Origin of the sequence: Salinactinospora qingdaonensis (genome assembly GCF_039539445.1) — a bacterium.
Lineage (GTDB): Bacteria > Actinomycetota > Actinomycetes > Streptosporangiales > Streptosporangiaceae > Salinactinospora > Salinactinospora qingdaonensis.
The window spans coordinates 124,814-149,101 of record NZ_BAABDD010000008.1 but is presented as its reverse complement, the minus strand read 5'-3'; the positions used below and the strand labels follow the sequence as shown (position 1 = coordinate 149,101).

The window sequence follows — 24,288 nt, the reverse complement described above, 5'->3', positions numbered from 1 at the left end:
ACGGCGGTCTCCGGTGGTCGGCGCCGTGCCCGTCGCGATCACCACTGCCCCGCGGCACGGGCTACCCTGTCAAAACGATGAATTCTGCCGATCAGCCACCCAGCAGCGCCGCCGACGAGCGGCCCACCCCCGCCGACGCCGCGGCCGTTCGGCTCCAGCTTGGCCGCCCGCCCCGAGGGTTGCGAGGGGTCGCCCACCGTTGCCCCTGTGGGCTGCCCGACGTCGTACGCACCGCGCCTCGCCTGGCTGATGGCACCCCGTTTCCCACGCTGTACTACCTGACCTGCCCGCGTGCCGCCTCAGCGGTAGGCACGCTGGAGGCCAGCGGGTTGATGCGCGAGATGACCGAACGGCTCGCGCACGATCCGCAGGTGCGCGCGTCCTACCGAGCGGCTCACGAGTCCTACCTGCGCGAGCGCGACGAGCAGGCCCGCCGCGACGGCCTCGAACCACTGCCCGAGGGGATGCAAAGCGCGGGCGGCATGCCCGAGCGGGTCAAGTGCCTGCACGCCCTGATCGCCCACGAGCTCGCCGCCCCTGGGACGAATCCGTTCGGCCGGGAGGCGCTGCACGCGCTGCCCGAATGGTGGCGCGACGGGCCGTGTGCCCACGTCGAGCAGGGGTGCGGCGACTCCGGCGCCCCTGTTTCCCCCGAGTAATCCCAATCACCCGAGCGACAGCGAGGACAGCCCGTGACCACCGTGGCGGCCGTCGACTGCGGCACCAACTCCATCCGCCTCCTCGTCTCCGAGGTCAGCGAACTCGACGAGGACGAGCTTCAGGCGATCGACGTCGAACGTCGCATGGAGATCGTGCGGCTCGGCCAGGATGTGGACCGCACCGGCGCTTTCGCTCCAGAAGCGCTGGAGCGCACGTTCACCGCACTACGCGACTATGCCGAGCTCATGCGGGGCCACGGTATCGAGCCGGGGCCCGACACCGTCCGTATGGTCGCGACCAGCGCCAGCCGCGACGTCTCCAACCGGGAGGCGTTCGTCGCTGGTGTGCGCGAGATCATCGGCGTGGAGCCCGAGGTCATCACCGGTGACGAGGAGGCTGAGCTGTCCTTCATCGGCGCCACGGCCGAACTGGAGGCTCAAGACAGCGAAGACGACGGTTTCCAGCGGCCCTACCTCGTGGTCGACATCGGCGGCGGTTCCACCGAGTTCGTGCTCGGCCACGACGACGGAGCCGAAGGGGGCGCTGTGCGTGCCGCCCGCTCGGTCGACATCGGGTGCGTCCGGCTGACCGAGCGCCACTTCGCCGAGGACCCGCCCACGGCCGAACAGATCGCCGCCGCTACGGCTGACATCGAGGCCGGGCTGGACGAGGCCGAGCGTACGGTGCCGCTCACGGAGGCGGCCACAGTGGTGTGTGTGGCCGGTACCGCGACCACGATCGCCGGGATCGCGCTGGAGCTGCCCGAGTATGACGCCGAACGTATCCACCACGGTCGTGTCTCCCAAGAGCGGGTGCACGAGATGGCCCGGGAGTTGCTGGCGATGCCGCGCGAGCGCCGAGCCGAGATTCCGGTCATGCACCCTGGCCGGGTCGATGTCATCGCCGCTGGCACGTTGATCCTGGACCGGGTGCTGGCGCGGACCGGCGCTGTGGAGTTCGTCGCCAGCGAGCACGACATCCTTGACGGCATAGCCTGGAGCCTGGGCCTGAGCGAGCCCGAAGACGCCTAAGACCGCTTTCGGTGGGGCACCCCATGGCCGAGTGCCCCACCGAGTGCAGCAGGGCCCTCGATACTGCTGGTCATGGCTTTCCGCGCCGATGGTCCCCTCACAGGCCAGGCTGTTTCCGGGTGAGTCCGATCACGCGCCACAGACCCTGTTAAGCTGTTCACAAGCGCTGTGACCTGCAAAAACGCTGTGCTCTCCCGTTGCTGGGTGGTCTAAACCTTCACGACTTGTCTCTTTCTTGACGGGGGGTGCTTGTGAAAGGATGCACAAGCGTGCATGGGAGAGATAGCCTCCCTAGGAGCGGAAGAACCTCCTTCTTTCGCCGAGAAACAGGTTGCCGATATGCCGATCAGCGAAGATTTACAGATCTTCGTCACCTGGACGGGTGACGAGTTGGGGGAACCAAGGGCGGGTATGTGATGACTGCGATAACGGAGCTCCGCAACTACCGACCGGTTCATGGTGGCGGCGCCGAGTCGGAGATCCCGCATGTGCTCATCGTCGGCGGCGGGTACCTGGGCATGTACACCGCAAGGGAGCTGGAGAAGAAACTCGGGGTCGGTGAGGCGCGTATCACCATCGTCGACCCCAACGCCTACATGACCTACCAGCCCTTCCTGCCCGAGACGGCCGCAGGCAGCATCTCCCCGCGCAACGTCGTCGTTCCGTTGCGCAAGGTGCTCAAGCGCACCAAGGTCCTCAACGGCCGCGTCATCCGCATCGACCACGCCAACCGCACCGTCGATTTCGAGCCCAACGAGGGCAGGACGCGCCAGATCGGCTACGACCTCATCGTGATGGCCGCCGGCGCCATCTCGCGCACGCTGCCCATTCCCGGCCTCGCCGAGTGGGGCATCGGGATCAAGACCGTGCAGGAGGCCGCTTACCTGCGCAACCACGTGTTGGAGCAGCTCAGCATCGCCGACTCCACCGACGACCCGGCGCTGCGCCGCAAGGCCCTCAACTTCGTCTTCGTGGGGGGCGGTTTCGCCGGCGCCGAGGCGGTGGCCGAACTGGAGGACCTCGCGCGCGACGCCACGCGGATGTACTCCTCGATCGGGATCGACGATCTCCACTTCTACCTCATCGAGGCCGCCGACACGATTCTGCCCGAGGTCGGCCCCGACGTGGGGCAGAAGTCACTCAACCAGCTCCGGCGGCGCAACATCGACGTGCGTCTCTCGACCCTGCTTGAGTCAGCGGTCAACCAGCACATCAAGCTCAGCGACGGCACCGAGTTCGACGCCGGCACGCTGGTATGGACCGCCGGCGTCAAGCCGAGCCCGGTCGTACAGGCATCCGATCTCCCGCTGGGACCCAAGGGGCATCTGGACACCAGCGAGTACCTGACGATCAACGGCGCCGACGGCGCCTTCGCCGGTGGCGACAACGCCCAGGTTCCCGACCTGAACAAGCCGGGCAGCTTCTACCCGCCCAACGCGCAGAACGCCGTACGCCAGGCGCCGATCCTGGCGGGCAACGTCATCGCCACCCTGCGCGGCAAGCCGCTGCGGGCCTACCGGCACAAGAACCTCGGCGCCGTGGCCGGCCTTGGCCTGCAAAAGGGGGCCGCGCAGCTTTTCGGCAAGATCAAGCTGACCGGGCGACTCGCCTGGTGGGCGCACCGGTCGTACCACCTGTACGCCGTGCCCACGTTCAACCGCAAGCTACGTGTCCTGGCCGATTGGGCCCTTGGGTTCCTGCTGCGCCGTGACTTCGCTGCGCTGCCGGAGATGAGCGAACCTCACCAGCCGTTCGAGGAAGCCAGCCGGCCCCAGGTCCACAACGGCCAGTTGCTGCGCCGAGCGAGCTGACGACGGCGCATTTCCCTCATCGGCGTCGCACGTGTTCACTGTGGCCGGTCCCAGCCGGGACCGGCCACACCTGCGTTACACAGAGTGTGGGCCCCGTGGGGTGAGGCCGCGGGGCTATGGCCCGACACGCCAGTCGGCGCGAGCACTCCCAGCCCGCGGTAGCGGCGGTGCCGCAAGCGCGGGGTAGGGCCTCGCTTTCGCAGTGGCGCCCTATCGGCCCAGCTCCCCGCCCTCGTGGTTGTTCGCGGTACGCCCGTGGCCCCAGCTCGCCAGCGACCGGGCCCGCATGGGGTGGTGTCCCTTTCGCGCCGCGGCGGATACAGGGGGCGGGCAGCGCGAGCAGCGGGGCCGCCGGCCGGGCGGCCGGCGGCCACTGTGAGTGCGGAAAGCCCTGCGGGGAGGCTGTCGGCGCTTTTCGATCAGTCCCGTCACGCCCGGTATGATGGTTGGGCCCTCGTAGCCCAACGGTAGAGGCAGGCCCCCTAAAAGGGTCACAAGTGTCGGTTCGAATCCGACCGGGGGCACACCCAGCAATGACGCCCGTGCCGAGCCGTTCGCCGCGTGCTCGGCGGCCCGCTGGGGCGCGATCACCCCCGGTGCCCCATATCCACTGTGCCGGACCGGCGGCCATCGCCTCTCCGCCCGTCGAGGCCAACCACTCCCGCTAGCCGGCCGGTGTGAGCGACATAGGGGGTGGGTGGGGGCAGCAGTCGTGGCAGCGGCGAGCGAGCACAGCTTTCTCATCCGGAGCTGTCGGAAGGGCCACGGCGGGGGCGGCGGTGGCCACCGGCTCGGGGCTCCCCCCGAGCGCGTGGGCGCGCGCACGCACGCGCTATGGACGGCGACAGGGTCAGCAGCCGCCGCCAGACGAGGAAGATCAGGTAGAGGCCGCTCGTAGCCGCGAGTACGGACAAAGGGAAGGCCCAGCCGGGATCGGTGGCCAACAGGACGAGCACGCTCACCGCGAGCGTGGGGGGCGCGTCGGCGCGCAGCACATCCACGAGCAGGATGCCCGCGATGACGGCGAACGCGATCGCCGGCGCATTCAGCCCGATCCAGGTGTTGAGTGCCAGACCGCACACGCTGCCCAGAGTGGGCGCGACGACGACGCTGCGAAATTGTGTCGCCGTCCCCCAAGGGGTGCGAAAAGCCCGGTAGCCCAGCGACGCCAGCGGTGGGAACAGCAGAAACTTCAGCTCGGTGTGCAGGGAGAGGTGGTGGGTGAGCGCCATGAACGGCGGCAGGATGAGCAAAGCACCGGCCGAGGCCGCAAGCCCTTGCCGCTCTAGCTTCGGCCGGTGCCCCATGCTGTGCATGTCCGTTCCGGTAGCGCTCATGGCGCGAGGGTCGCGGCCTCCGCGGCGCGTAGCAGGCTTAGGAAGTCGGAGCGTTCGGTCGCGTCAAGCACGGCGTAGGCGGGCGCGACGAGGCGGTCGGTGAGGTCCTCTGCCGCCTCGCGGCGGTCGACGAAGTCCTCGATCGGCGGGTAGGGCTCGGGATAGCTGAGCTCGCGGGCGCGTTCGGGCCCGTCCTTGCCCAGGATCGCCTCCAGCGGCGTCAGTTCTTTGGCCACGACAGCGTGGATATGCAGATCGCCACGGAGTTCCCGGAGAACTTGCAAGGCGAGGGCAGCCGCGCCGCCGGGGCCGCTGGGTGCGGGCAGAGCGCGCCACCCAGCGAAGAGCGGCAAGCCCATCGGCCGCACCGAATCCGCGATCCGGCGCCCAAAGTCGGCAAGCCGCTCGACACCGGGCAGGTCACCGAGGAGTCGGTCCCCCCAAGCCGCCAGCCCTGCCGCGTATGCGCGCGCACACTCCATCGGCGGGGTCGCCGCGATGCCCTCCCGGTATTTGGCGGCCACGAGCTGCGGTGGGAAGAAGGCAAAGGCGGAGGCGACGACATCGGGGTGACAGTCGCCGAGCACCCCGCCGCGGCCCGCGGCATAGAGGGCGAACCGGTCCGTGACGCCGACCTTGGCGCCCTCGCGGGCGACGTCCTCGGTGAAGAACCAGGCTCCGCCGATGCGGTGCACGACAGGGCAGGCAGCGCGGACGAATGACAGGGTGTCGTTCATCGGGAGTCTCCGGACAGGTGAGTGAGGAACCAGTCGGTCGCCTGGCCGACCGCCTCCTCGAAGGTCTCGTCGTAGGGCGTGAAGTGGTCACCCGGCAGCAGGGAGAGCCGCTTCGGTTCGAGGGCACGCTCGTAGGCCTCGAGTTGCAGATCGGTGAACGCCACATCGTCGTGCTCGGTCACGAGCATCAGCAGCGGGGTCGGGCTGATCCGGGCGATGTAGCTGCCCGGCTCGTAGTCCCTGTTCCTGGCGAGCGATTGCAGGGTGACATTGTTGACGAAGGTCGCGGGACGGCTGGCGGGACGGCTCAGGAACTCCTTCGCGGCGGCTCCGGCGTAGACCGGGGGCTCACCACTGCCGTCGTCGATCAACGGCCGCCGCTGGGGCGGATGACCGGCATAGATCGCTTCCCGATCGGCGATTTGGGCTCGCACGACCGTTTCGGCGAGGTGCGGTGGCACGCGGCGGCGGGCGGCTTCGCTGCCGCTGATGGTGGGCACCTGCGAGACGACGCAGCGCACACGCGCATCGATCGCCCCGAGTACGAGGACGTGGCCACCGCTGAAGCTGGTGCCCCAGATGCCGATCCGCTCACCGTCGACATCCGCACGGGAGCGGGCGTAACTGATGGCGTGCTGGAAGTCGCGGACCTGCACCCAGGGATCGATGTCCTGGCGCGGTTCGCCCGCGCTGGAGCCGAAATTGCGGTGGTCGTAGACGATGGTGCGCAACCCCGCGGCGGCGAACCTCTCGGCGTAGCGATCGAGGTACTGCTCCTTGACCGCGGCGAGGCCGTGCGCCATCACGATTGTCGGTGCCGGGCCCTGCGTATCGGGATGGAACACCCACCCGTGTAGTTCCACATCGCCCGCGGTGAACGTGATGTCTTCTCGGGTCACGAGAATCTCTCCTTGGTGTGAAGGTGTGCCAGGGGGTCGTGGGAGACGGTCGACCGCGACGCGCCGCGCGACTGACTGGAGCAAGGCCGGGTGGCCATACCCGACCAGCAGCCGGTGCGGGGTGTAGCTGCGCACGGTCGTGCCAACGACGCGGAAAAGGCCACGCCCAGCCAGTGCGGGTGCGTCCCCGGGGCGGGGTCCCGGTTGGCCCCGCCCCGGATCTGCGTGCGCTGCACGGCGTGCCTTCCAACGGCAAACAAAGTAAAGCGAATGATCGTTCTTTTTATAATCCTACCGCTCCGACTCATTGTCAAGAAAGAACGTTCGCTCTTTTTGTGAAGCCGTATCGCCCCCCTGGCCACAGCGTCGCCGGTGATCAGCCATGCCGTGAAGCTAGCGACGACGTCGACGTGTCCCTCGGCCGGGCGGTAACGCCCCATGGACCGTGTCGATCCCCGGGCTGTCCCGCCTTTTTAGCTCAGGAACGCCGAGACGAGACGGTGGGTGGTCTCCTCCTGCTCGACTTGCGGAACGTGCCCCGCGCCGGCCACGATCTCGACCCTGGAGCCGGCGATGTGGCGCTGGAACTCCTCGGCGTAGCGGACGGGGATCAGCGTGTCGTGCTCGCCCCAGACGAGCAGGGTGGGAGCGCTGACGCGGTGCAGCCGCTTGCGCAGGCCGCGATCGGGAATCGGCCAGCACAGTTTCCCCGTGGCCCCCAGGTTCCAGACCATCGCGGCTTGCGCGCTCGCCTGGGCGTCCGGATCGTCGGGCATGGCCAGGAGATCCTGGACGGCTTCGCTGGTCGGGTCGTGGAACAGCATCGCCATCAGCTCAGGGAAGGGCGCGGAGATCCAGTTCGACACCGGTGTGTCGTCGCACCAGAGCCCGATCGGGTCGAGGAGGACAGCGCGGGAGAACAGGGTGGGGTAGGCGGCGGCCAGTTCCGCGGCGAGCATCCCGCCGAACGACTGCCCGACCACCGGCACTGCGTTCAGGCCCATCCCGCGCAGGGTCTCCTCGTAGATCAGCACCGCGTCCCACACGCTGTCCAGATGGTGGATCGCGTACGGGTTACCGGGTGTCGTGCCGGGAAACTCCGGCGCGTAGACGGTGTAGCGCTCAGCGAGCCTGTCGAGGAACGGGTCCCACACAAAACCGTTGGCGGCGTGCAGGTACACCAGTGGCGGGCCGTCCCCGCCGACCCGGACCCGCATCGTGATGTCGCCGTTCCAAACCTCGACATCGTGGCTTTTCAGGTCGGTACCGGGCGACTTCATGCGATCACCGCCTTGTGCTGGGACGTGGTGTCATGGTCCGGTGCGCCGCCGAGCGCTTTGGGCCACCAGTGGTGCTGCCAGCCCGCTTCGGTCCACATCTCGCGCAGCGCGGGCAGGACGTCTTCAGCGAACAGGCTGATGTTGTCCTTGGCCAGGTCAGTGGGCATCGACCCGAATTGCAGCATCGCGTGCAGGTTGCCGATGCGGAATTCGCGGGCGAAGTCGGTGATCTGGTCGCGCACCGTGGCCGGGCTGCCGCAGATGACCGATCCCGCCTCGACGAGCTCTTTGAAGGAAGCCTCCCGCATCTGCGCGTAGATCCCGAAGTCGCTGGGGTCGCGGAACAGGAACTCCAGTCCCTTGATGTCGATCCCGCCGGGAAGCGCGAGCCGCTCCATCGGGATCGACCCGATCGCCTTGCGGAAAAAGTACTCGGCGTGCTCGGCGAACAGCTTCTCGGCCTTGGCGTCGGTGTCGGCGACACAGATCGCCTGCATGAATCCCATCCGGTACGGGTTGTCGTCCTTGCCGAGCCTGCCGGCGATCTCCCAGAAGCGGTCGAAGATTCGGCGCCCGGTCACCTTGGCGCCGAACCACCCGAAGTAGTTGAAGCCAAACCCCCGTTCGAGGCAGAACTCCATCGTTCGCGGGTTGCCGATCCCGGTGATGAACACCGGCGGGTGCGGCTCCTGCATCGGCCTCGGCCAGATGTTGACCAGGGGATACTGGTGGAAGCGTCCGTTCCAGGGGAAGGACTCGCGCTCCTGCCACGCCTTGAGCACGAGTTCCAGATTCTCGTCGAAGCGCAGCCGCGTTTCAGCGGGAGGCACCCCGTTGTTGATGTTGGCGTCGTAGGCGAGCCCGACCGGGAAGCCCGCGATGAGCCGTCCCCCGCTGATCGAGTCCAGCATGGACAGTTCCTCGGCCACGCGCAGCGGCTCGCGGCTCTTGCCCAGCGACCGACCCAGCGGGTAGATCCCGGTCGTCAGTCCTTCGGCCTCGGTGAGGTGTGCGGCTGCCGCGGCGAGAAGGTTCGGGTTCGGCGCCATGTCGTAGGAGCTCTGGCCGTGCTCGGTGATCGCGATGGCGTCGAAGCCGGCACGCGCGGCGTGCGTGATCTCGCTCAGCGCGTCGCGAAAAGCCGTGTGCACCAGTTCGGGCTCGACGAGCCCGTGGTAGGGCGTGGTGACGACCGACTCGTGCTGATGCTGGAAATCCGGTGGCAGGTGCCGGTAGGGCACCTGCTGGAAGTAGCTAACCTTCAACTGTCCTCCGATCGAAGGGTGTCGTGGACGCGCCGGCTCAGGGACCGACGAGCCCGGGTTCGGTGACGTGGTGGAGCCGGTGGGCATAGCCGATCCAGTGGCTATCGCGTGCCCCGTGGCCCATGGCGAATGGCGGCAGGTCGGCGATAGCGGGGCCGACCGTGCGGAATTCGCCTCGGTGGAACAGCAGTGGTTCGCCGCGCCGATGGTCGTAGCGGACCACTTCGCCCACGAATATCAGGTGGTCACCGCCGTCATAGGTGGCCCATGGCAGGCATTCCAGCCAGGCCACCGTGCCGTGCAGGCGAGGGACGGCCGTCTCCGGCGACCAGGGGACCGTCAAGTTGGGGGAGGGCCGCCCCGCGAAATTCATGGCGAGGCTGAGCTGTGTCGCCGCAAGCACGTTGATGGTGAACGGCCGGTCGCCCAGCAACTGGGCGGCTTTTGTCGTGCGGCCGAAGGACACCAGCACCAGCGCCGGGTCCAGCGACACCGAGGTGAACGAGTTCACCGTGGCGCCGCGCGGTTCCCCATCGGCCGCGTAGGTCACCACGGTGACACCGGTGGCAAAACTGGCGAGGGACCGACGCAACGATTGTGGATCGCCGCGCGGTCCCGAACTCGTCTCGCCGCTCATGTGTGCGCCAGCCGTGCGGAGTCGGCGGTGGCGGGACGGTCGGCCGACGCGCCGAGCGCGAGGATGCGCGTGAGGGCATCGCGCAGTCCCGCCTCGGCGGTGTCGTCGTAGGAGTGGTGTCGCCAGCCGACGATGTGGTCAGGGCGGACGAGTAGGGCGCCGCTTTCGGAGGTTTCACACACGGCGGCGAACTCGCCGAAGGGGTCCTCTGTGCTCTGGCCAGGGCCGATCAGCTCCACGGTCAGTGCTACGCCGAGTTCGGCGCTGATCTTCGCGGCGGTCTCGTTCCAGGCGTGGCCGCTGTTGCCGGTGAGCAGGACGAACCGGCCTTCGCCACAGAGGTCGTGGGTGGAGACCGTCGTGGTGCCGCGGGTGACCCATGCGTGCGGTAGGGGCGCGCCGGGGCGGCTGCTGGCCTGGAAGTACAGTTCAGGATCGCGTTCCCAGGCCGGTTCGGGGCTGCCGTCGCTGACGACGGCCTCGGAGGTGTAGCGCTGGTTCATCTCCACGCCGTGGGTGTTGTACACGTAGTGAGTGGAGTCGATGGCCTCCCGCAGCGCGGCGCGCCGGCCGGCGGAGGCGTCGTCCTCGCCGCTGAGCTCGGCCATGTTCGCGCGCATCCGTGCCGGATCTTCGGTGTCGAGCAGGCCGAGCGCGCCCAGGATCGGCGGGAAGTCGCCAAGGCTCTTGTTGGCTCTGGTGACGGTCTGCTTGGCGATCGGGGCGCGTTCGTCGTGGTAACTCTCCAGCAGCGCCGCACTGGCCTCTCCCCGGAGCACGAACGCGAGCTTCCACGCCAAGTTGTAGGCATCGGCGATGGAGACGTTGGAGCCCAAACCGTTGGTCGGCGGGTGGCGGTGCACCGCATCGCCCATGCAAAACACTCGGCCGTGGGAGAGTTGGCTGACGTAGGCGTCGTTGACGGTCCAGGCGGAGGTGGCCTCGACGCGCACGTCGAGGTCGTCGACCCCGACCAGGTTGCGCACGATCGTGGCCGCTGCCTCATCGTCGAGCTCGGGCGGCCCGTCGGCGAGATCGTAGTTCCAGATGGCCAGCCACTTGTGCCAGGGCCGCACCATGCGGACGACGCCGATCCCCAGCCCGCCCCGGTCGGAGCCGGGCTGGATCACCCAGTACAGCACGCTGGGCCGGTGCGCCACGTAGGCGGTGAGGTCGGCGGAGAACACGATGTTGAGTGAGCCGGACACCCCCATCCTGCCCTCGACGGGCAGCCCCAGGTCGGCGACCACCTTCGAGTTGGCGCCGTCGGCACCGACGAGGTAGCGCGACCGGATGTCGTAGACGGCGCCGGTCAGGTTGTCCCGGACAGTCGTGGTGACCCCCTCGTCGTCTTGGACGTGCGAGAGGTACTCGGTGGTGAACCGCACGCGGGCGCCTCGCTGGGCGGCGGCGTTGACCAGGATCGGCTCCAGCAGGTTCTGCGGAAGATCGCACAACCGGGTGGGGCTGGCCAGATCGTGGTCGGCCATCCGGGCGGGGTGGGTGCCCCACGTCCGGATTCGGCCGAGCTCGGTGCCGGCCAGGCTCGTGCAGTAGGTGTTCTGTCCCATGAGCTCGCGCGGCGTGGCTGCCGCGACAGCCTCCTGCTCAAGCCCGAGGTCGCGCAGGATTTCCATGGTGCGCTGGTTGGTGATGTGCGAACGCGGAGTGCGTGAGGTCCAGCCGAACTTGCTGACCACGACGGTGTCCACTCCGTGGGTGGACAGCAGCGCTGCGGTAGCGCTCCCCGCGGGCCCGGTGCCCACGACGAGGACATCGGTTCGGATGAACGGTGCGGTTGTCGTCATTTGTGACGCCCTTCACTTCCGTCCGATCTGGTAGGGCGAGGCTAATCGGCGGCGTCACGATGCTTCCAATACCGTTTTCACACCCGGAACAGCGCTATTTGAGTATCGAGTTCCCGGTTTCAGCTCTCAAGGCGGGGAATCGCACCAGGTATCGAGGTAGCTGAGGAAGGCCCGCAGCACCGGGGCAGGTTCGCCCGCCCGGTGTACGCAGCTCAGTTCCAGCAGCGGACCGTCGGTCAACGGCACATAGGACACCCCGGGCATGCCGATCGTGGTGGCCGATCGGGGCACCACCGCGCACAACCCGCCGGCGGCCACGTAGGCCAGCGCCGTGACCGCGTCCTCGGCTTCGCGAGCGGCACGCACGGCGAACCCGGCCTGTTTGCAGAACTGGCTGATCTCGTCGGCGAAGCTCGGCCGCGGGGCGGCGGGGAACAGCACCATGTCCTCGTCGCGCAGGTCGGCGAGGCGAACCTCGCCCTGGCTGAGCAGCGGGTGGCCAGAGGGCAGCGCGACGAACAGCGGCTCGACCGCGATCTGGCGCACCAGCAGGCCGGGTTCGTCCCGGTAGGTGCGGCTGAACCCGACATGCATGCGGCCGTCCCACACCGCCTCGGCTTGGACGTTCTTGGGCGCTCGCTCCAGTGTGAACGTCACATCCGGGTGCGCCTGCACGAACCCGCGCAGCAGCCGAGGTACCACTTCAAAGATCGTCGAACCGAAGTATCCGACCACCAGATGGCCGACCTGGCCGGTGTCGGCGAGCCGTGTGCGCTCCACGGCGTGCTCGGACAGCCGCACGATGCGGTACGCCCGATCCAGCAGCACCGTCCCCGGCTCGGTCAGCGCCATACCCGTGGGGGTGCGCTGGAAGAGCCGCACGCCTACGTCGTGTTCCAGCCGGTTGATCCGCCTGGTCAGCGGCGGCTGAGTCATGTGCAGCCGCGCCGCCGCACGACCGATATGGCCTTCCTCGGCGACGGCGATGAAGCACTCCAACTGGCGGATGTCCAGGCCTGACACCAAACCGAGCCTAATCCATCCGGCGTCGTCAGCGCCCCGTGTGCGTATCGGGTATCGAGCCGCGGCCAAACAGGTATTGGCCTGCATCGCCCCTGTCGGGGGAGGGTGACAGGGGTAACCCCTCCTCTCGCCGGTCCGCCAGCGGCCGGCACAGGAGCCAGCTTCAAGGAGAAGAAATGGCCGAGTATCACGAGCGCGTTGCCACCGTGGCCACCGACATCCTTTCCGCCATCCAGGAACAGCTCGAAAAGCACAACGTGACCCACAGCGAGTACCGGGTGGCCTGGAAGTGGCTGGCCGGCCTCGCCGAATCCGGCGAGTTGCCGCTGTTCCTCGACGTGTTCTTCGAGTCCGTTGTCGAGCGGCTCACCCACGATGGCAAGCCCGGCTCCCAGGGCACCGTCCAGGGGCCCTACCACCTGCCCGACGCCCCCCTACTCACCGAGGAACCGTTCGTCCTGCCGATGCGAGACGACGAGCCGGGCGAACCGATCGTGTTCACCGGGAGCGTTCGCGGACTGGACGGCTCGCCGCTGGAGGGCGCCCTGATCGACATGTGGCAGGCGGGAAACGACGGCACCTACTCCGGTTTCGTCGGCGACGCGCCGCCCGGCAACCTGCGGGGCCGGATACGCACCGGAGCTGACGGCACCTTTCAAGTGCGGACCATCCGCCCGGCGGCCTACCAGATCCCGGCCGCGGGTCCCACCGGTGAGTTTCTCAGCCTCCTCGGCAAGCATGCGTGGCGGCCCGCCCACTTCCACTTCATCATCACCGCCGAGGGCTACGAACCGCTGATCACCCAGTTGTACTTCAGTGGCGACCGCTGGCTCGACGCCGGGGACGGCGATGTCGTCGGCGCGGTCAAGGACGACCTCGTCATCGACGTCCGGGAAGGCGACGACCCGGAACTCGCCAGCCGCTACGGCCTCACCGGTCCTTACCAGATCGCCGAGTACGACTTCGTCCTCCGCCAGGGAGACGCGAATGTGTCATGAGAACTGGACCGGCGCGGACCCCTTCCACAGCGCGACGCCGATCGCCGTCGATGTGGAGGACGGCGCGCGCATGCCCGGGTGGAGCTTCGAGCCGGAAGGGCCGTCGCGAGGGGTGTGCCTTGTCGTGCCCGACATCTACGGCCCGTCGCCGTTCTACGCCGAGTTGAGCAGGATGCTGGCGGACACGGGGGTGACCGCCATCTTGGTCGACTACTTCTTCCGGGAAGGCTCGCTGCCGGAAGTAACCCGTGAGGCCGCGTTTGAGCGGCGGGCCGCGCTCGACGAGCGTCGGACGCTGCGCGACCTCTCCACCGCCATCGACCACCTCGGCGCGCGGCCCGGCCGCACCGGCGTCATCGGGTTCTGCCTTGCCGGGCAGTTCGCCCTCGACCTGTGCGCCGAGCGGGACGACCTCGCCACGGTCTGCTTCTACGCATTCCCCGAAGGCGTCCAAGGCGATGTGGCCGTGCCCGCGCCCCGCCCCATCGACCTGGCCGACGAGATCACCGGGCCGATCCTGGCCTTCTGGGGAACCCGCGACTACATCCCGCTCTCGGTCATCTCACGGTTCGAGAAGGCGATGCGCACCGCCGGAGTCGACTACGAGCAACACCTCTACGAAGGAGCGGGGCACAGCTTCCTCCAGGGGTTGGTCGAAGACAGAGACGACAGTGTCGCGGCGCACGACGCCTGGCAGAAGACCCTGCGGTTTCTCCACGCCGCCGAGTTGACCGGGCCGGCGTCGTGACCGGCCTGCACATCACGTCGATCGACACCACGATCGTCGACGTGCCCACCCGGCGTCCCCACCGGTTCGCCACGCACAGCATCGAGCACCAGACCTACCTCGTCGTCCAGGTGCGCACCGACAGCGGGCGCACCGGCGTCGGCGAGGGCGTCTCACCCGGCGGGCCGTGGTGGAGCGGGGAGAGCGTCGAAGGCCAACAGCAGATCATCGAGCACCACCTCGCGCCCGCCCTCGTCGGCCGGGACTGCCTCGACCTGCACGGCACGATCGCCGCGATGGATCGCACCGCCTACGGCAACGACTTCGCCAAGGCCGCGCTCGAAATGGCCCTCATCGACGTCATCGGGCAGGCACGGGACGTTCCCGCCTACGTGCTGCTCGGCGGTGCCGCGGCACGGGATCAGATCCCGGTGCGGTGGGCGCTGCCCGCCACCGGAGGCGCCGAAGTCGCGCAGGAGGCGACCAGGCGGCTCGCCGAGGGATGTAGCGCGCTCAAGATCAAGATGGGCGCGCTCCCTCCCGACGAGGACATCCGCCGCCTGGCGCTGCTGGTCGATAAGATCGGTGCCGACGTGGATTACCTGGCCGACCCCAATGGGGTGTGGGACTTCCGCACGGCTACCTGGGCGATCAAGGAACTGGAAGCGATCGGTATCCGAACACTCGAACAGCCGATCGACCGCGCCGACCTCCATGGGATGGCCGCGCTCGGCCGCCGGTCCACGGCGATCCAGTTGCTGGCCGACGAAGCCGTGTGTCGCCCCGGTGATGCCATCACGGCCGTCGCCAGCCGTGCCTGCGACGCGGTGTCGATCAAACCGGGCAAGGCCGGGGGGCTGCTGCGAGGGGCCACAGTCGCCTCGATCGTCACGGCAGCCGGTCTTGCCTGCTACGGGGGGAGTGCGCTGGAGACGTCGATCGGTACCGCGGCGGCAGCCCACCTGTTCGCCGCTTTACCCGCTCTCCCGCTGGGCTGTGAACTCATCGGACCGCTGCTGCTCACCGATGACATCACGACCACGCCGGTGCGTTACACCGACCACTGCCTGCACGTACCGCAAGGGCCAGGTCTCGGCGTGGAGATCGACGAGGACAAGATCGCCCGCTACGCCAGGAGGGGCTCGTGAACCCAGACGCCGCGCGACCCACACCGGCGCGCGAGTTCGTGCAGGAACTACCGGCCGTCAGGATCGTGCTCGCGGCCGGGGCGAGGCAGCGCCTACCCGACGAAGTCGCACGGCTGGGGTGGAGGCGTGTCCTGCTCATCGGTGGGGCCGACCCGCTGCGGTCCGTCGGGGACGAGATCGCCACAGCCCTCGGTTCGGCGGTCGTGGCCCGTATCGTCGACGCCGCCCAGCACGTCCCGGTCGCCACAGCCCAAGCGGCGGTCACCACCGCCCGCAGCGCAGCCGTTGACGGGCTGGTCGTGCTGGGGGGCGGCTCGGCGATCGGGCTGGCCAAAGCGGTCGCGCTCGACACCGGGCTGCCGGTCTTGGCCGTGCCCACGACCTACGCGGGCTCGGAGATGACCGACATTTGGGGGCGAACCGACCAGGGGCGCAAGACGACGGGGCGCACCCCCGCGGTCCGTCCCACGGTAGTGGTCTACGACGTCGAGCTCACCATCGGCATGCCCCCGGCACTGACCGCGATGAGCGGGCTCAACGCGCTCGCCCACTGCGTTGAGGCGGTCTACGATTCCGGGGCGGGACCGATCACCCGGCTCCTCGCTCTCGAAGGCGTCCGGCTCCTGGGCGGCTGGCTGCCGGCGGCCGTCACCGACGGAGCTGATCGTCGTGCCCGCGCCGAGGTGCTCTACGGAGCCCACCTTGCCGGCACAGCCCTTGGTACCGCCCGGATGGGGGCCCACCACGCCTTGTGCCATGTCCTCGGCGGCGCGTTCGGCCTTCCCCACGCCGAAACCCACGCCGTCGTCTTGCCCCACGCGGTCGCGTTCAACCACAGCGCCGCCCGCGACGCGCTCGCCTCGGTGGCCCGCGCGTTGGACGCCGAACCGGATGACAGCGCGGGCGCGCTTTGGGATCTCGGCCACCAGCTCAACGCTCCCCCCTCGCTGGCCGCCCTTGGCCTCAACCGCGACGATGCGCTACGAGCAGCCGCCCAGCTCGCTGACCACCCCGTCACCAACCCCCGGCCAATCGATTCGGACAGCGCCCAAGAGTTGGTGCTCGCCGCGTATCACGGTCAGCGACCAGCACCCATGTGAAACTGGCCACGGAGGTTACGACCACCTACGACACGTGGTTTGACGATCGTGGACCAAGAGAGGGCCTCCGGGCCGGTGCGGGTCCCCCGCTGCACCGACGCCCGGAGGTCTTCGTGTTCCACCGGAACTGTCGTGCTGAGGTGAAAGCGGCAAGCTACGTCGCGACGCGCCCGGGGGGCGGGGAAACGTCCGTTGTCGTAGGTTGGCTGGAACCGTTCGGAACCGGCGTACGTTAACTTGACCGCAGGACAATTACGCCCTGAAAGGCTTGGACCAAGATGCGGATGCGCAGCTCCAACCCCGTTCTTAAAGGGGTCGTCTCGACTGGGCAGGGGCGAACCGGTGCTCAGTACGCCCCTGGGCCCTACGCGCAGGGGCCTTACGCCCAGCCCTACCAGCAAGGCGCCGCCGGCTACGGCTACCAGCAGCCCGGCTCCCCCACTACCCCCACGGGCCCCGCCGCCTCGGCCGAGCCCATGACCATCGACGACGTCGTGATGCGCACCGGTATGACCCTCGGGATGGTCATCCTCACCGCCATCGCGTCGTTCTTCCTGTTCGACCCCGCGAACCCGGGGTTGGGCTACGCCTTAACCTTCGGCGGCATGATCGGCGGCCTCATCCTGGGGCTGATCATCGCGTTCACGCGCTCCACCAACCCCGTGCTGATCATGCTCTACGCCGCCTTCGAGGGGCTCTTCGTGGGCGGTATCAGCCGCGTCTTCGAACTGTCGCTTCCCAACACGCCCACCGGCTCTTTGGTGACACAGGCGGTCTTCGGCACGATCTTCGCCTTCGCCACCATGCTGGCCCTGTACCGCTTCCGGATCGTCCGGGTCACCAACACCTTCGTCAAAGTGGTCATGGGCGCCCTGCTCGGCGCGCTCGTGCTGATCCTGGCCAACTTCGTCGTCGGTTTCTTCATCCCGGGCGGACTGGGCCTGCGCGAGCCCTCGGCACTGGGAGTGCTGGTGTCGCTGGTCATGGTCGTGCTCGCCTGCGCGGTGCTGGCCATCGAGTTCAACGACATCGAATCCGGCATCAAGCAGGGAATCCCGCAGCGGTTCGCCTGGCAGTGCGCCTTCGGCCTCACGCTGACGCTGGTCTGGCTCTACATCGAGATCCTGCGGCTGGTGTGGATGCTGCAAGCGATCTTCAGCGAATAGTGGCGGCGAGCGTCGCCGGGCACCAAGCAGCGGGGTGCCCCACCCGGGCGGTGGGGCACCCCGACGTCGTGTAGTGGGCGACCGTACTCAGCCCTGCTGGGATGGGATCACCGAGCGGTTACGCCGACGCCGGTCGTACTCTTGCACGATCGCTTGGGCGTAGCCGTGGCTGAGGTTGTACTCGTCCGCGAGCCAGTTCGCGCGCTCCGAACAGCGCGTCAGGCTGGGGCCCGCTGCAAGCATGTCGAACCACTCGTGGAGTTCGCGGCCTGTGACGGACGGGATACGGGCGAGAAGCAGCGCGTGAATCTCCGGCGAGTGGGTGACCGACATTGGCACCTCCGAGAGTGAGCGGCACTTACCAGCGACCCTGCAACACGATCTCGATTCGGACAAGAGGATGGCCTGAGCTTTTACGTTACTTTCGGTAGAGCTGGGCGTGAGGTGGCCGTCATGCGCCGTTTGCCGACTGATCACGGTCGACATTGATGACATCCAACGTATTGGGCGCATTCCCCTTGATTCATCACGAAGCGGGGCATCCGAAACGAATGCCCCGCTGGCGCTGCGGCTCTCTGGCGCTTGCTGTGGCGCGCGCCGCCCGAGCCGTGGCTCAGCTCAGCCGTTCAAACACTGCTGCCATGCCCTGACCGCCACCCACACACATCGTCTCCAGCCCCCAGGTCTTGTCGTGGAAGCTCAGCCCGTTGAGCAGGGTCGTGGTGATGCGCGCTCCCGTCATCCCGAAGGGGTGGCCCACTGCGATCGCGCCACCGTTGACGTTGAGCTGGTTTTCGATGTCGATGCCGAGGTCCTCGGCTGAGGGCAGCACCTGCGCGGCGAACGCCTCGTTCAGTTCCACCAGGTCGATATCGGTGATGGACATGTTGGCCCGCGCCAGGGCCTGGCGGGAGGCGTCTACCGGCCCCAGCCCCATGATCTCCGGCGACAGCGCGCCAACACCCGTGGACACGATCCTGGCCAGCGGCGTCAGCCCCAGTTCGGCGGCCTTGGTGTCGCTCATGATGACCAACGCGGCTGCGCCGTCGTTGAGCGGACAGGAGTTGCCGGCCGTCACACTGCCGTCAGGGCGAAACACCGGTTGCAGCTCGGAGACCTTCTCGTAGGTCGTGCCGCGGCGCGGGCCGTCGTCGGCGCTGACCACGGTGCCGTCGGGCAGAGTCACCGGTGTGATCTCGCGTTCCCAGAAGCCATTGTCGATGGACTTCTCGGCCAGGTTCTGCGAGCGGACACCGAACCAGTCCTGGCGTTCGCGGCTCACCCCCCGTAGTTGGGCGACGTTCTCCGCTGTTTGGCCCATGGTGATGTAGACGTCGGGAAGCTCGCCGTCTTCCCGAGGATCGTGCCAGGTCGGTGCGCCCCCTTCGGCGCGCTTGCCGGTGCGCTCCTCGGCATCGGCGAACACCGGGCTTTTAGTGTCGGGGTGCGAGTCGCTGTTGCCCATGACGAAGCGGCTCACCGTCTCCACACCGGCGGAGATGAACACGTCGCCCTCCCCGGCCCTGATGGCGTGGGCGGCCATGCGGGTCGTCTGTAGCGAGGAGGAGCAGTAGCGAGTGAGGGTTGTTCCTGGGACGTCGTCAAGGCCCAGCCGCACGGCGATCACGCGGGCGAGGTTGAAGCCCTGCTCACCGCCAGGCAGCCCGCAGCCCAGCAGGAGATCGTCGATTCCGTGCGGGTCCAGTTGGGGCACCTTGGCAAGGGCGGCGGTGATGATCTGTGCGCTCAGATCGTCGGGGCGGATTTCCTTCAGCGAGCCTTTGAACGCCCGTCCGATGGGTGAACGCGCGGTCGCGACAATCACGGGTTCAGGCATGTTCCCGACCTCTTCTCTTGCAACGATCCGGCAAACCGGATAGTCGGTATTGTGGGTACCGGCACGTTAACGTGTCATGGTCCACTCGTCCTGTCCGGGGGGCCCGCTAACCGTTCCATCACCCCGGTGCGCACCCGTGGTCTCGGCTTCGGTGCTGTCGGCGGTTCCGGGCGTCGTGCCGTCGTCGGTGCGCCGCCGCAGCCGGCGGCGTAGCCCAACGGCCCAGCGGCTCCGCCGCCCGCGCTCTCGCCCTTCGACCGTCGTGGGGCTGACCTCGGTTCCGGGGCGCTCCGCAGCCTCCACTGCGGCGACCTCCACCGGGAGCGCGCCTTCGCCGGTCTCGGGTTGCTCGTAGGGCTCGGTCAGCAGGCCCAAGGCCGCGCACACCGACGGGAGTACGGCCGCTGCGGCCTGGGCATACCCGCGCGCCGACGGGTGGAAACCGTCGGGGCCAAACATCGCGTCGGGAGCGGCGCGAAACTCCGCGGCGAGCAGGTCGCTCAGTGACACCGACCGGCCGCCCTCTTCGACGACGCCGATGGTCTGGGCCGCGGCGAGTTGGCGCGAGGCACGGCGTGCGATGTGGCGCAACGGTTGGGAGATGGGCTGCACGGTGCCCAGGTCCGGGCAGGTTCCCACCACGGTTTGGGTACCTAAGGCCGAGAGCTCTCGGACGACGTATTGCAGTTGCCGTACCGAGTCAGCCGGTCGGACCCGGTGGATGACGTCGTTGGCACCGATGAAGATCACGGCTACGTCGGGTGGGCAGGCCCGGAGCTGTTCGAGTTGGCGCAGCAGGTCCTTGGAGACCGCCCCCACCACGGCGACGTTGGTCAGGTGCACCGGCCGGTTGGCCGCGGCCGACAGTCCTGAGGCCAGGAGGCTGCCCGGGGTCTGGTCGGCTTCGAGGACGGCGAAGCCCGCCGCGGTGGAGTCCCCCATCATCGCCAGGGACAGGGGTGGGCCGTCGCCGCTGCCGTGGAGTCCGGCGACCTCGGGAGAGGACCACTCGGTGAACCCTACGGCCCGCCATGCCAGCTTGGCTTGGAGGTAGAGCAGGGCCACCGTGCTGGCCCCCAACAGGGTCAGCCCGCCTCCGCCGAACGCGGTCGCAGTGGCGATTCTCCGGGCTCGTGCTGCGCGCAACACCATAGCCTCGCCTCCATCATTCGCGAAGCGCGACCCATCTGGTTCTACCCACCAGTAATGTTAGGGCAAAGGGACGGGACGAGCATTTTCCCATGGGAGGCCGCGTCATCGTGTGTCCTCCACTGCCAACTGTGGGCAGCCGACATGGCCGCTGGGTTAAAGCTAGGAGGCCCCGGCTTTGACCATGCCTTCAAGCGCGGCAACGCTGGTATGCCGCCGGTGACACAGCCGGACAGGGAGAAGACACCTGACCGGGAAGTGACGCCGACAACCGGTTGCGGCCCCCGCGGCGCCCGTCTCCTGGCGGCGTCGTCGCACTGCCCTCCCATGGTGGTCGGCGAACTGCCCGGGGTTGGCCGCTACGTGAGAGCCGGACATGCCCTAATAAAGTGACCCCGTTATTACTTTCCAGTAGATGCGAGGGTCAAGTGTCACGACTGCTCTCCTGGATGGTGCGCACCGGCTGGTCATGGGCGCGGCGTACGGCCGACATCCGCGCGGGTTCGCGCGCCGCACAGCGCTTCGCCGCATTCGGCCCCGGTAGTTCGATCGCTTTTCCCCCCGCCACACTCTTCGGAGAACCCTGGATCGAGGTGGGCGCCCACACCCTGATCGGCGGGGACATCACACTGACCGCCGGCATGCTGCCCGACCTCGACCTCGGCCCCGAACCGCTCATCCGCATCGGCGACGGCTGCACGATCGGCCGCGGCTCGCACGTCGTGGCCCACCTCAACATCGAGATCGGCAACGACGTCTTCACCGGCCCCTATGTCTACATCACCGACCAGAACCACGCCTACAGCGACCCCGAGACCCCGGTGGGGCGGCAGTGGCCCCTCGATGACCCCGTCACCATCGGTGCCGGCAGTTGGATCGGCGCGAACGCGGTCGTGCTTCCCGGGGCGCGCCTGGGCCGCAACTGCGTGGTGGCCGCCGGTTCGGTAGTGCGCCCCGGCGACTACCCCGACCACAGCGTGATCGCCGGTGTTCCCGGCAGGGTCGTGCGCCACTACGCTCCTGACAGCGGGTGGGTACCGCCCCTGCGCAGCCAGAACGAGGACTCGACGCCGCTCGATGCCGACGAGGCCACGCCCCCAGAACACTGAGGCCACGGTTGGGCCACGCCCGTGGCGTCGCCGGCTCTCGCGCCGGGCCCCCGGCTGCTCGCTCAAGCGGACCGGCGTTGCGGTCGCGCCGGCCCCCGGGGCGGCCCACACCTGCTCGGCCCGCCGACGCCGGTAAAATCGGTATGGTTGGCGGCCAGCGACTCCGCGAGGCGACCTCGCGGCGTTTCCGCCGGGGTCGGCTGACGAGGTCTTAGATCAAGGCACGGATCGTCGCTTTAAGCCTGCCCGCGCCTGAGCGCACGTCTCAAAGCGAGGAGTACCGTGGCCGCGCGACACGTTGAGATCGCCCAAGATCTCCTTGAAGACATTGAGAACGGCATCTTGTCGCCGGGGACGCTGTTGCCGACCGAAGACGAGTTGGTCGAGCGTTACGCCGCCTCCCGTAACACCGTCCGGCGGGCGCTGGAGCGGCTCGCCAACATGGGGCGCATCGACACCAAACAGGGCAGCGGCAGCATCGTCCGCGAGTACAAGCCCATCACCCATCTGGCCGCCTCGATCCCGGGAGCTCAGGCTCAGGGGCGGTGGAGCGAGTACGTGACCCGGCTGAGCCAGTCCGACAGCGCGAACCCGCAGCAGCGGCTCAAGGTCTCGCTTGAGGCTGCCACGGGCGTGACCGCGCACCTGCTCCACCTCGATCCTTCCGAGACCGAGGGGTTCATGGTGATCAGGCGCTGTGACCGCTTCGTCGACGGTCGGCTGTGGGAGCGTCAGGTCTCGCACTACCCGGCCGATCTCGCTATGGACACCGAGCTCATGCGGCCCGACTACATCGAGCGCGGCACGTTGGCGGTCCTGGCGGAGCTGGGGTACCCGCAGACGGGGTCATGGGACGTGGTGGGTGCGCGGATGCCCTCCCCCAAGGACGCCGCGCTGTTTGGGCTCGGCCCGGGTATCCCGCTGCTCGTCCATGAGCGTGTGGCTTACGCGGGAACGCGGCCGATCAGATTCACCAAGACCTACATTCCGGCCGATGGTCACCAGTTGCTCTACGCCGAAGGTGATGTCTCGCCCGAGCATCTGCGGGCGGCCTCCGACGTCAACATCTTTGAACACTGATTCCGGCTTCTCGGCTCGGGGCGGTGCTGGGCCGCGGCCCCGGCGGGATCAGAGCCGGTCGGTGGGGCCTGCCAGCCTTGGCCGCCCTGCACCGAGAATTGGAGAACCCCGGTTGGCGGGGTGCGGCCGGGGTCGGCCCGGCCACCCGCCGGTTAGGCCGGGATCGGACGGTCAGGAGAGGTGCCCTCTGGCCTCTCCTTCTTCTTGCGGCCCTCGCCGCCGCGGACGCGGAAGCTCAGGTTCACCAGCCGCCGTCCCGAGGTCGACAGCGGGCCACTCTCAGAACCGTCGCGCAAAGCGCGGTAGCCCACCCGGCGGTCGTCACGTTTGATGCCGATGGACACCGCGGTCAGGTAGCCCACCGCCACCACCATCAATATCAGTCCGAAGAACACCACTGCTATCGCCATTTCCAGTCACCTCCATGGTCCGCGGCCCAGGCTTGTGGCCACGGGCGAGTAAGTGTGCGTGGGGGACCGGTGGCGCCTGTTGAGCTGATCATGTCCTTTCTCTTCAGTCGGTCGTGAGCTGCCATGGTCCCGATGTGTGGGGGACACTGCGTCGGCCGCGAAATGCCTGCCTGGTTAGCATTCGCACTTCGCGCTTACTTGCATGGTCACCTATTCCTGTGGTGTGGTCAATACCGCTGAGTGGACTCGTTGGTACAGGTTGCCAACGACGCTGGGGGGGACGACACCTATGACAGAAGAGAGCAGATACCGGCAGATCTCTCGTGTCCTGCGCAAACAGATTCAAGACGGCACGTTGGAGCGGGGAGATCGCCTGCCTTCGGAAAAAGAGCTGGAAGACCGGTTCCGGGCCTCCCGCAACACGGTCAGGCTCGCCCTTGGCGTGCTGCGCAACCAAGGACTGATCGAAAGCCACCCCGGGCGGGGGCATTTCGTCCAGTCCGTCCTGCCCTTCACCTACCACGCCTCGCGCTACAGCGGTGTGGTGGAAGAGGAGATCCACGACACCGAGGCCGCCCAGTTGGGCGAGCTTCCCAGATCCGCCGTCGAGTTGCTGATCGAGAAGGCCACGGCCGGGGTCGCCAGCCGGCTGCACATCGACGAGGGCACGATGGTGGCGGTGCGCCGGGCCCACCGCTTCCGCAACAACCGGCCCTCGTCAGTGGAGACCGCCTACTACCCCATGGACATCGCCCGAGACAGTGAGCTGATGCTGCCCGAAGACCTTGGTCGCGGCGCCGTGAGTGTGCTCCAGGACCTGGGCCATTCCCAGGTCGGCCACGTCGACGAGCTACAGAGCCGCATGCCCTCCCCAGAAGAGGCGGCGAACCTGGACCTGCCTCCGGGAGTGCCGGTGCTGGAGCTGTACCGCACCGGCTTTTCTACGCAGCGGCCGATCCGACTCACCTGGACGGTGTTCGCGGGCAACAGCACCCGCTTCCAGTACGAGACTGGGGATGTCAGCGCCTATCACTCGGAGTGATCCACTGTCCCCACAGCGCATCGGCGTTGGGTGG

23 protein-coding genes and 1 tRNA gene are annotated in these 24,288 nt (G+C 68.1%); 12 read left to right on the top strand and 12 right to left on the bottom strand.

The window, feature by feature from the left end; genetic code table 11:
- The first annotated feature begins 77 nt into the window (after positions 1-77).
- The 4 genes from ABD848_RS11000 to ABD848_RS10985 all read left to right on the top strand — a co-directional run bounded on the left by ABD848_RS11000 (position 78) and on the right by ABD848_RS10985 (position 4,026).
- Positions 78-659 (top strand): DUF501 domain-containing protein, encoded by a 582-nt coding sequence (locus ABD848_RS11000; RefSeq protein WP_344970582.1) that lies wholly within the window; start codon positions 78-80, stop codon positions 657-659.
- 33 nt (positions 660-692) lie between these two features.
- Positions 693-1,691: a Ppx/GppA phosphatase family protein gene (locus ABD848_RS10995; protein ID WP_344970579.1), complete on the top strand. Its 999-nt coding sequence runs from the start codon at positions 693-695 to the stop codon at positions 1,689-1,691.
- A 425-nt stretch (positions 1,692-2,116) separates the two neighbouring features.
- On the top strand, positions 2,117-3,502 hold the full coding sequence (locus tag ABD848_RS10990; RefSeq protein WP_344970746.1) for an NAD(P)/FAD-dependent oxidoreductase: 1,386 nt from the start codon (positions 2,117-2,119) through the stop codon (positions 3,500-3,502).
- A gap of 450 nt (positions 3,503-3,952) precedes the next feature.
- A tRNA-Leu gene (locus ABD848_RS10985) sits at positions 3,953-4,026 on the top strand.
- A gap of 216 nt (positions 4,027-4,242) precedes the next feature.
- Here the strand turns inward: ABD848_RS10985 and ABD848_RS10980 are convergent.
- The 8 genes from ABD848_RS10980 to ABD848_RS10945 form a co-directional block, all read right to left on the bottom strand.
- Positions 4,243-4,839, bottom strand: coding sequence for an HPP family protein (locus ABD848_RS10980; protein ID WP_344970576.1), 597 nt, complete (start codon positions 4,837-4,839; stop codon positions 4,243-4,245).
- Entirely contained in the window at positions 4,836-5,576 is a 741-nt protein-coding gene (locus ABD848_RS10975; RefSeq protein WP_344970574.1) for an SCO6745 family protein, read from the bottom strand. Before ABD848_RS10975 ends, ABD848_RS10980 begins: the two co-directional genes overlap by 4 nt.
- Positions 5,573-6,475, bottom strand: coding sequence for an alpha/beta hydrolase (locus ABD848_RS10970; protein ID WP_344970572.1), 903 nt, complete (start codon positions 6,473-6,475; stop codon positions 5,573-5,575). Before ABD848_RS10970 ends, ABD848_RS10975 begins: the two co-directional genes overlap by 4 nt.
- Positions 6,476-6,948: 473 nt before the next feature.
- Complete coding sequence (locus ABD848_RS10965; protein WP_344970569.1) at positions 6,949-7,755, bottom strand: alpha/beta fold hydrolase; 807 nt, start codon at positions 7,753-7,755, stop codon at positions 6,949-6,951.
- Positions 7,752-9,020, bottom strand: a complete 1,269-nt coding sequence (locus ABD848_RS10960) for an LLM class flavin-dependent oxidoreductase (RefSeq protein ID WP_344970568.1) — start codon at positions 9,018-9,020, stop codon at positions 7,752-7,754. The genes ABD848_RS10965 and ABD848_RS10960 overlap by 4 nt, the downstream gene beginning before the upstream one ends.
- 37 nt (positions 9,021-9,057) lie before the next feature.
- Entirely contained in the window at positions 9,058-9,612 is a 555-nt protein-coding gene (locus tag ABD848_RS10955) for a flavin reductase family protein (protein ID WP_344970567.1), read from the bottom strand.
- Between the two features lie 41 nt (positions 9,613-9,653).
- On the bottom strand, positions 9,654-11,465 hold the full coding sequence (locus ABD848_RS10950; RefSeq protein WP_344970564.1) for an FAD-dependent oxidoreductase: 1,812 nt from the start codon (positions 11,463-11,465) through the stop codon (positions 9,654-9,656).
- 126 nt (positions 11,466-11,591) lie between these two features.
- On the bottom strand, positions 11,592-12,488 hold the full coding sequence (locus tag ABD848_RS10945; RefSeq protein WP_344970562.1) for a LysR family transcriptional regulator: 897 nt from the start codon (positions 12,486-12,488) through the stop codon (positions 11,592-11,594).
- Positions 12,489-12,664: 176 nt separating this feature from the next.
- Here ABD848_RS10945 and ABD848_RS10940 point away from each other — a divergent pair, with 176 nt between their 5' ends.
- The 5 genes from ABD848_RS10940 (at position 12,665) to ABD848_RS10920 (ending at position 17,627) form a co-directional block, all read left to right on the top strand.
- Positions 12,665-13,486, top strand: coding sequence for a dioxygenase family protein (locus ABD848_RS10940; RefSeq protein WP_344970558.1), 822 nt, complete (start codon positions 12,665-12,667; stop codon positions 13,484-13,486).
- Positions 13,476-14,234 carry a dienelactone hydrolase family protein gene (locus ABD848_RS10935; RefSeq protein WP_344970556.1) on the top strand — a complete coding sequence of 253 codons (759 nt, stop codon included), beginning with the start codon at positions 13,476-13,478 and terminating at the stop codon, positions 14,232-14,234. Before ABD848_RS10940 ends, ABD848_RS10935 begins: the two co-directional genes overlap by 11 nt.
- A complete protein-coding gene (locus ABD848_RS10930; protein ID WP_344970553.1) occupies positions 14,231-15,361 on the top strand; it encodes a muconate/chloromuconate family cycloisomerase in 1,131 nt (376 codons plus the stop codon). Before ABD848_RS10935 ends, ABD848_RS10930 begins: the two co-directional genes overlap by 4 nt.
- Positions 15,358-16,461 (top strand): maleylacetate reductase, encoded by a 1,104-nt coding sequence (locus tag ABD848_RS10925; RefSeq protein WP_344970551.1) that lies wholly within the window; start codon positions 15,358-15,360, stop codon positions 16,459-16,461. Before ABD848_RS10930 ends, ABD848_RS10925 begins: the two co-directional genes overlap by 4 nt.
- A gap of 278 nt (positions 16,462-16,739) precedes the next feature.
- Positions 16,740-17,627, top strand: a complete 888-nt coding sequence (locus ABD848_RS10920) for a Bax inhibitor-1/YccA family protein (RefSeq protein WP_344970548.1) — start codon at positions 16,740-16,742, stop codon at positions 17,625-17,627.
- An 87-nt stretch (positions 17,628-17,714) separates the two neighbouring features.
- Here ABD848_RS10920 and ABD848_RS10915 read toward each other — a convergent pair whose 3' ends face one another.
- The 3 genes from ABD848_RS10915 to ABD848_RS10905 all read right to left on the bottom strand — a co-directional run bounded on the left by ABD848_RS10915 (position 17,715) and on the right by ABD848_RS10905 (position 20,613).
- The gene (locus tag ABD848_RS10915; RefSeq protein WP_344970545.1) at positions 17,715-17,960 is read right to left on the bottom strand and encodes a DUF4287 domain-containing protein; all 246 of its coding nucleotides are present in this window, start codon (positions 17,958-17,960) and stop codon (positions 17,715-17,717) included.
- Between the two features lie 280 nt (positions 17,961-18,240).
- Positions 18,241-19,464 carry an acetyl-CoA C-acetyltransferase gene (locus ABD848_RS10910; RefSeq protein WP_344970542.1) on the bottom strand — a complete coding sequence of 408 codons (1,224 nt, stop codon included), beginning with the start codon at positions 19,462-19,464 and terminating at the stop codon, positions 18,241-18,243.
- A gap of 66 nt (positions 19,465-19,530) precedes the next feature.
- Positions 19,531-20,613, bottom strand: a complete 1,083-nt coding sequence (locus tag ABD848_RS10905; protein WP_344970744.1) for an SGNH/GDSL hydrolase family protein — start codon at positions 20,611-20,613, stop codon at positions 19,531-19,533.
- 428 nt (positions 20,614-21,041) lie between these two features.
- Between ABD848_RS10905 and ABD848_RS10900 the strand changes: the two genes are divergently transcribed.
- A complete protein-coding gene (locus tag ABD848_RS10900; protein ID WP_344970539.1) occupies positions 21,042-21,722 on the top strand; it encodes an acyltransferase in 681 nt (226 codons plus the stop codon).
- A gap of 282 nt (positions 21,723-22,004) precedes the next feature.
- Complete coding sequence (locus tag ABD848_RS10895) at positions 22,005-22,802, top strand: GntR family transcriptional regulator (RefSeq protein WP_344970536.1); 798 nt, start codon at positions 22,005-22,007, stop codon at positions 22,800-22,802.
- Between the two features lie 152 nt (positions 22,803-22,954).
- Here ABD848_RS10895 and ABD848_RS10890 read toward each other — a convergent pair whose 3' ends face one another.
- Positions 22,955-23,212, bottom strand: coding sequence for a hypothetical protein (locus tag ABD848_RS10890; protein WP_344970533.1), 258 nt, complete (start codon positions 23,210-23,212; stop codon positions 22,955-22,957).
- A gap of 289 nt (positions 23,213-23,501) precedes the next feature.
- Here ABD848_RS10890 and ABD848_RS10885 point away from each other — a divergent pair, with 289 nt between their 5' ends.
- The gene (locus tag ABD848_RS10885; protein ID WP_344970531.1) at positions 23,502-24,254 is read left to right on the top strand and encodes a GntR family transcriptional regulator; all 753 of its coding nucleotides are present in this window, start codon (positions 23,502-23,504) and stop codon (positions 24,252-24,254) included.
- The last annotated feature ends 34 nt before the right edge of the window (positions 24,255-24,288 follow it).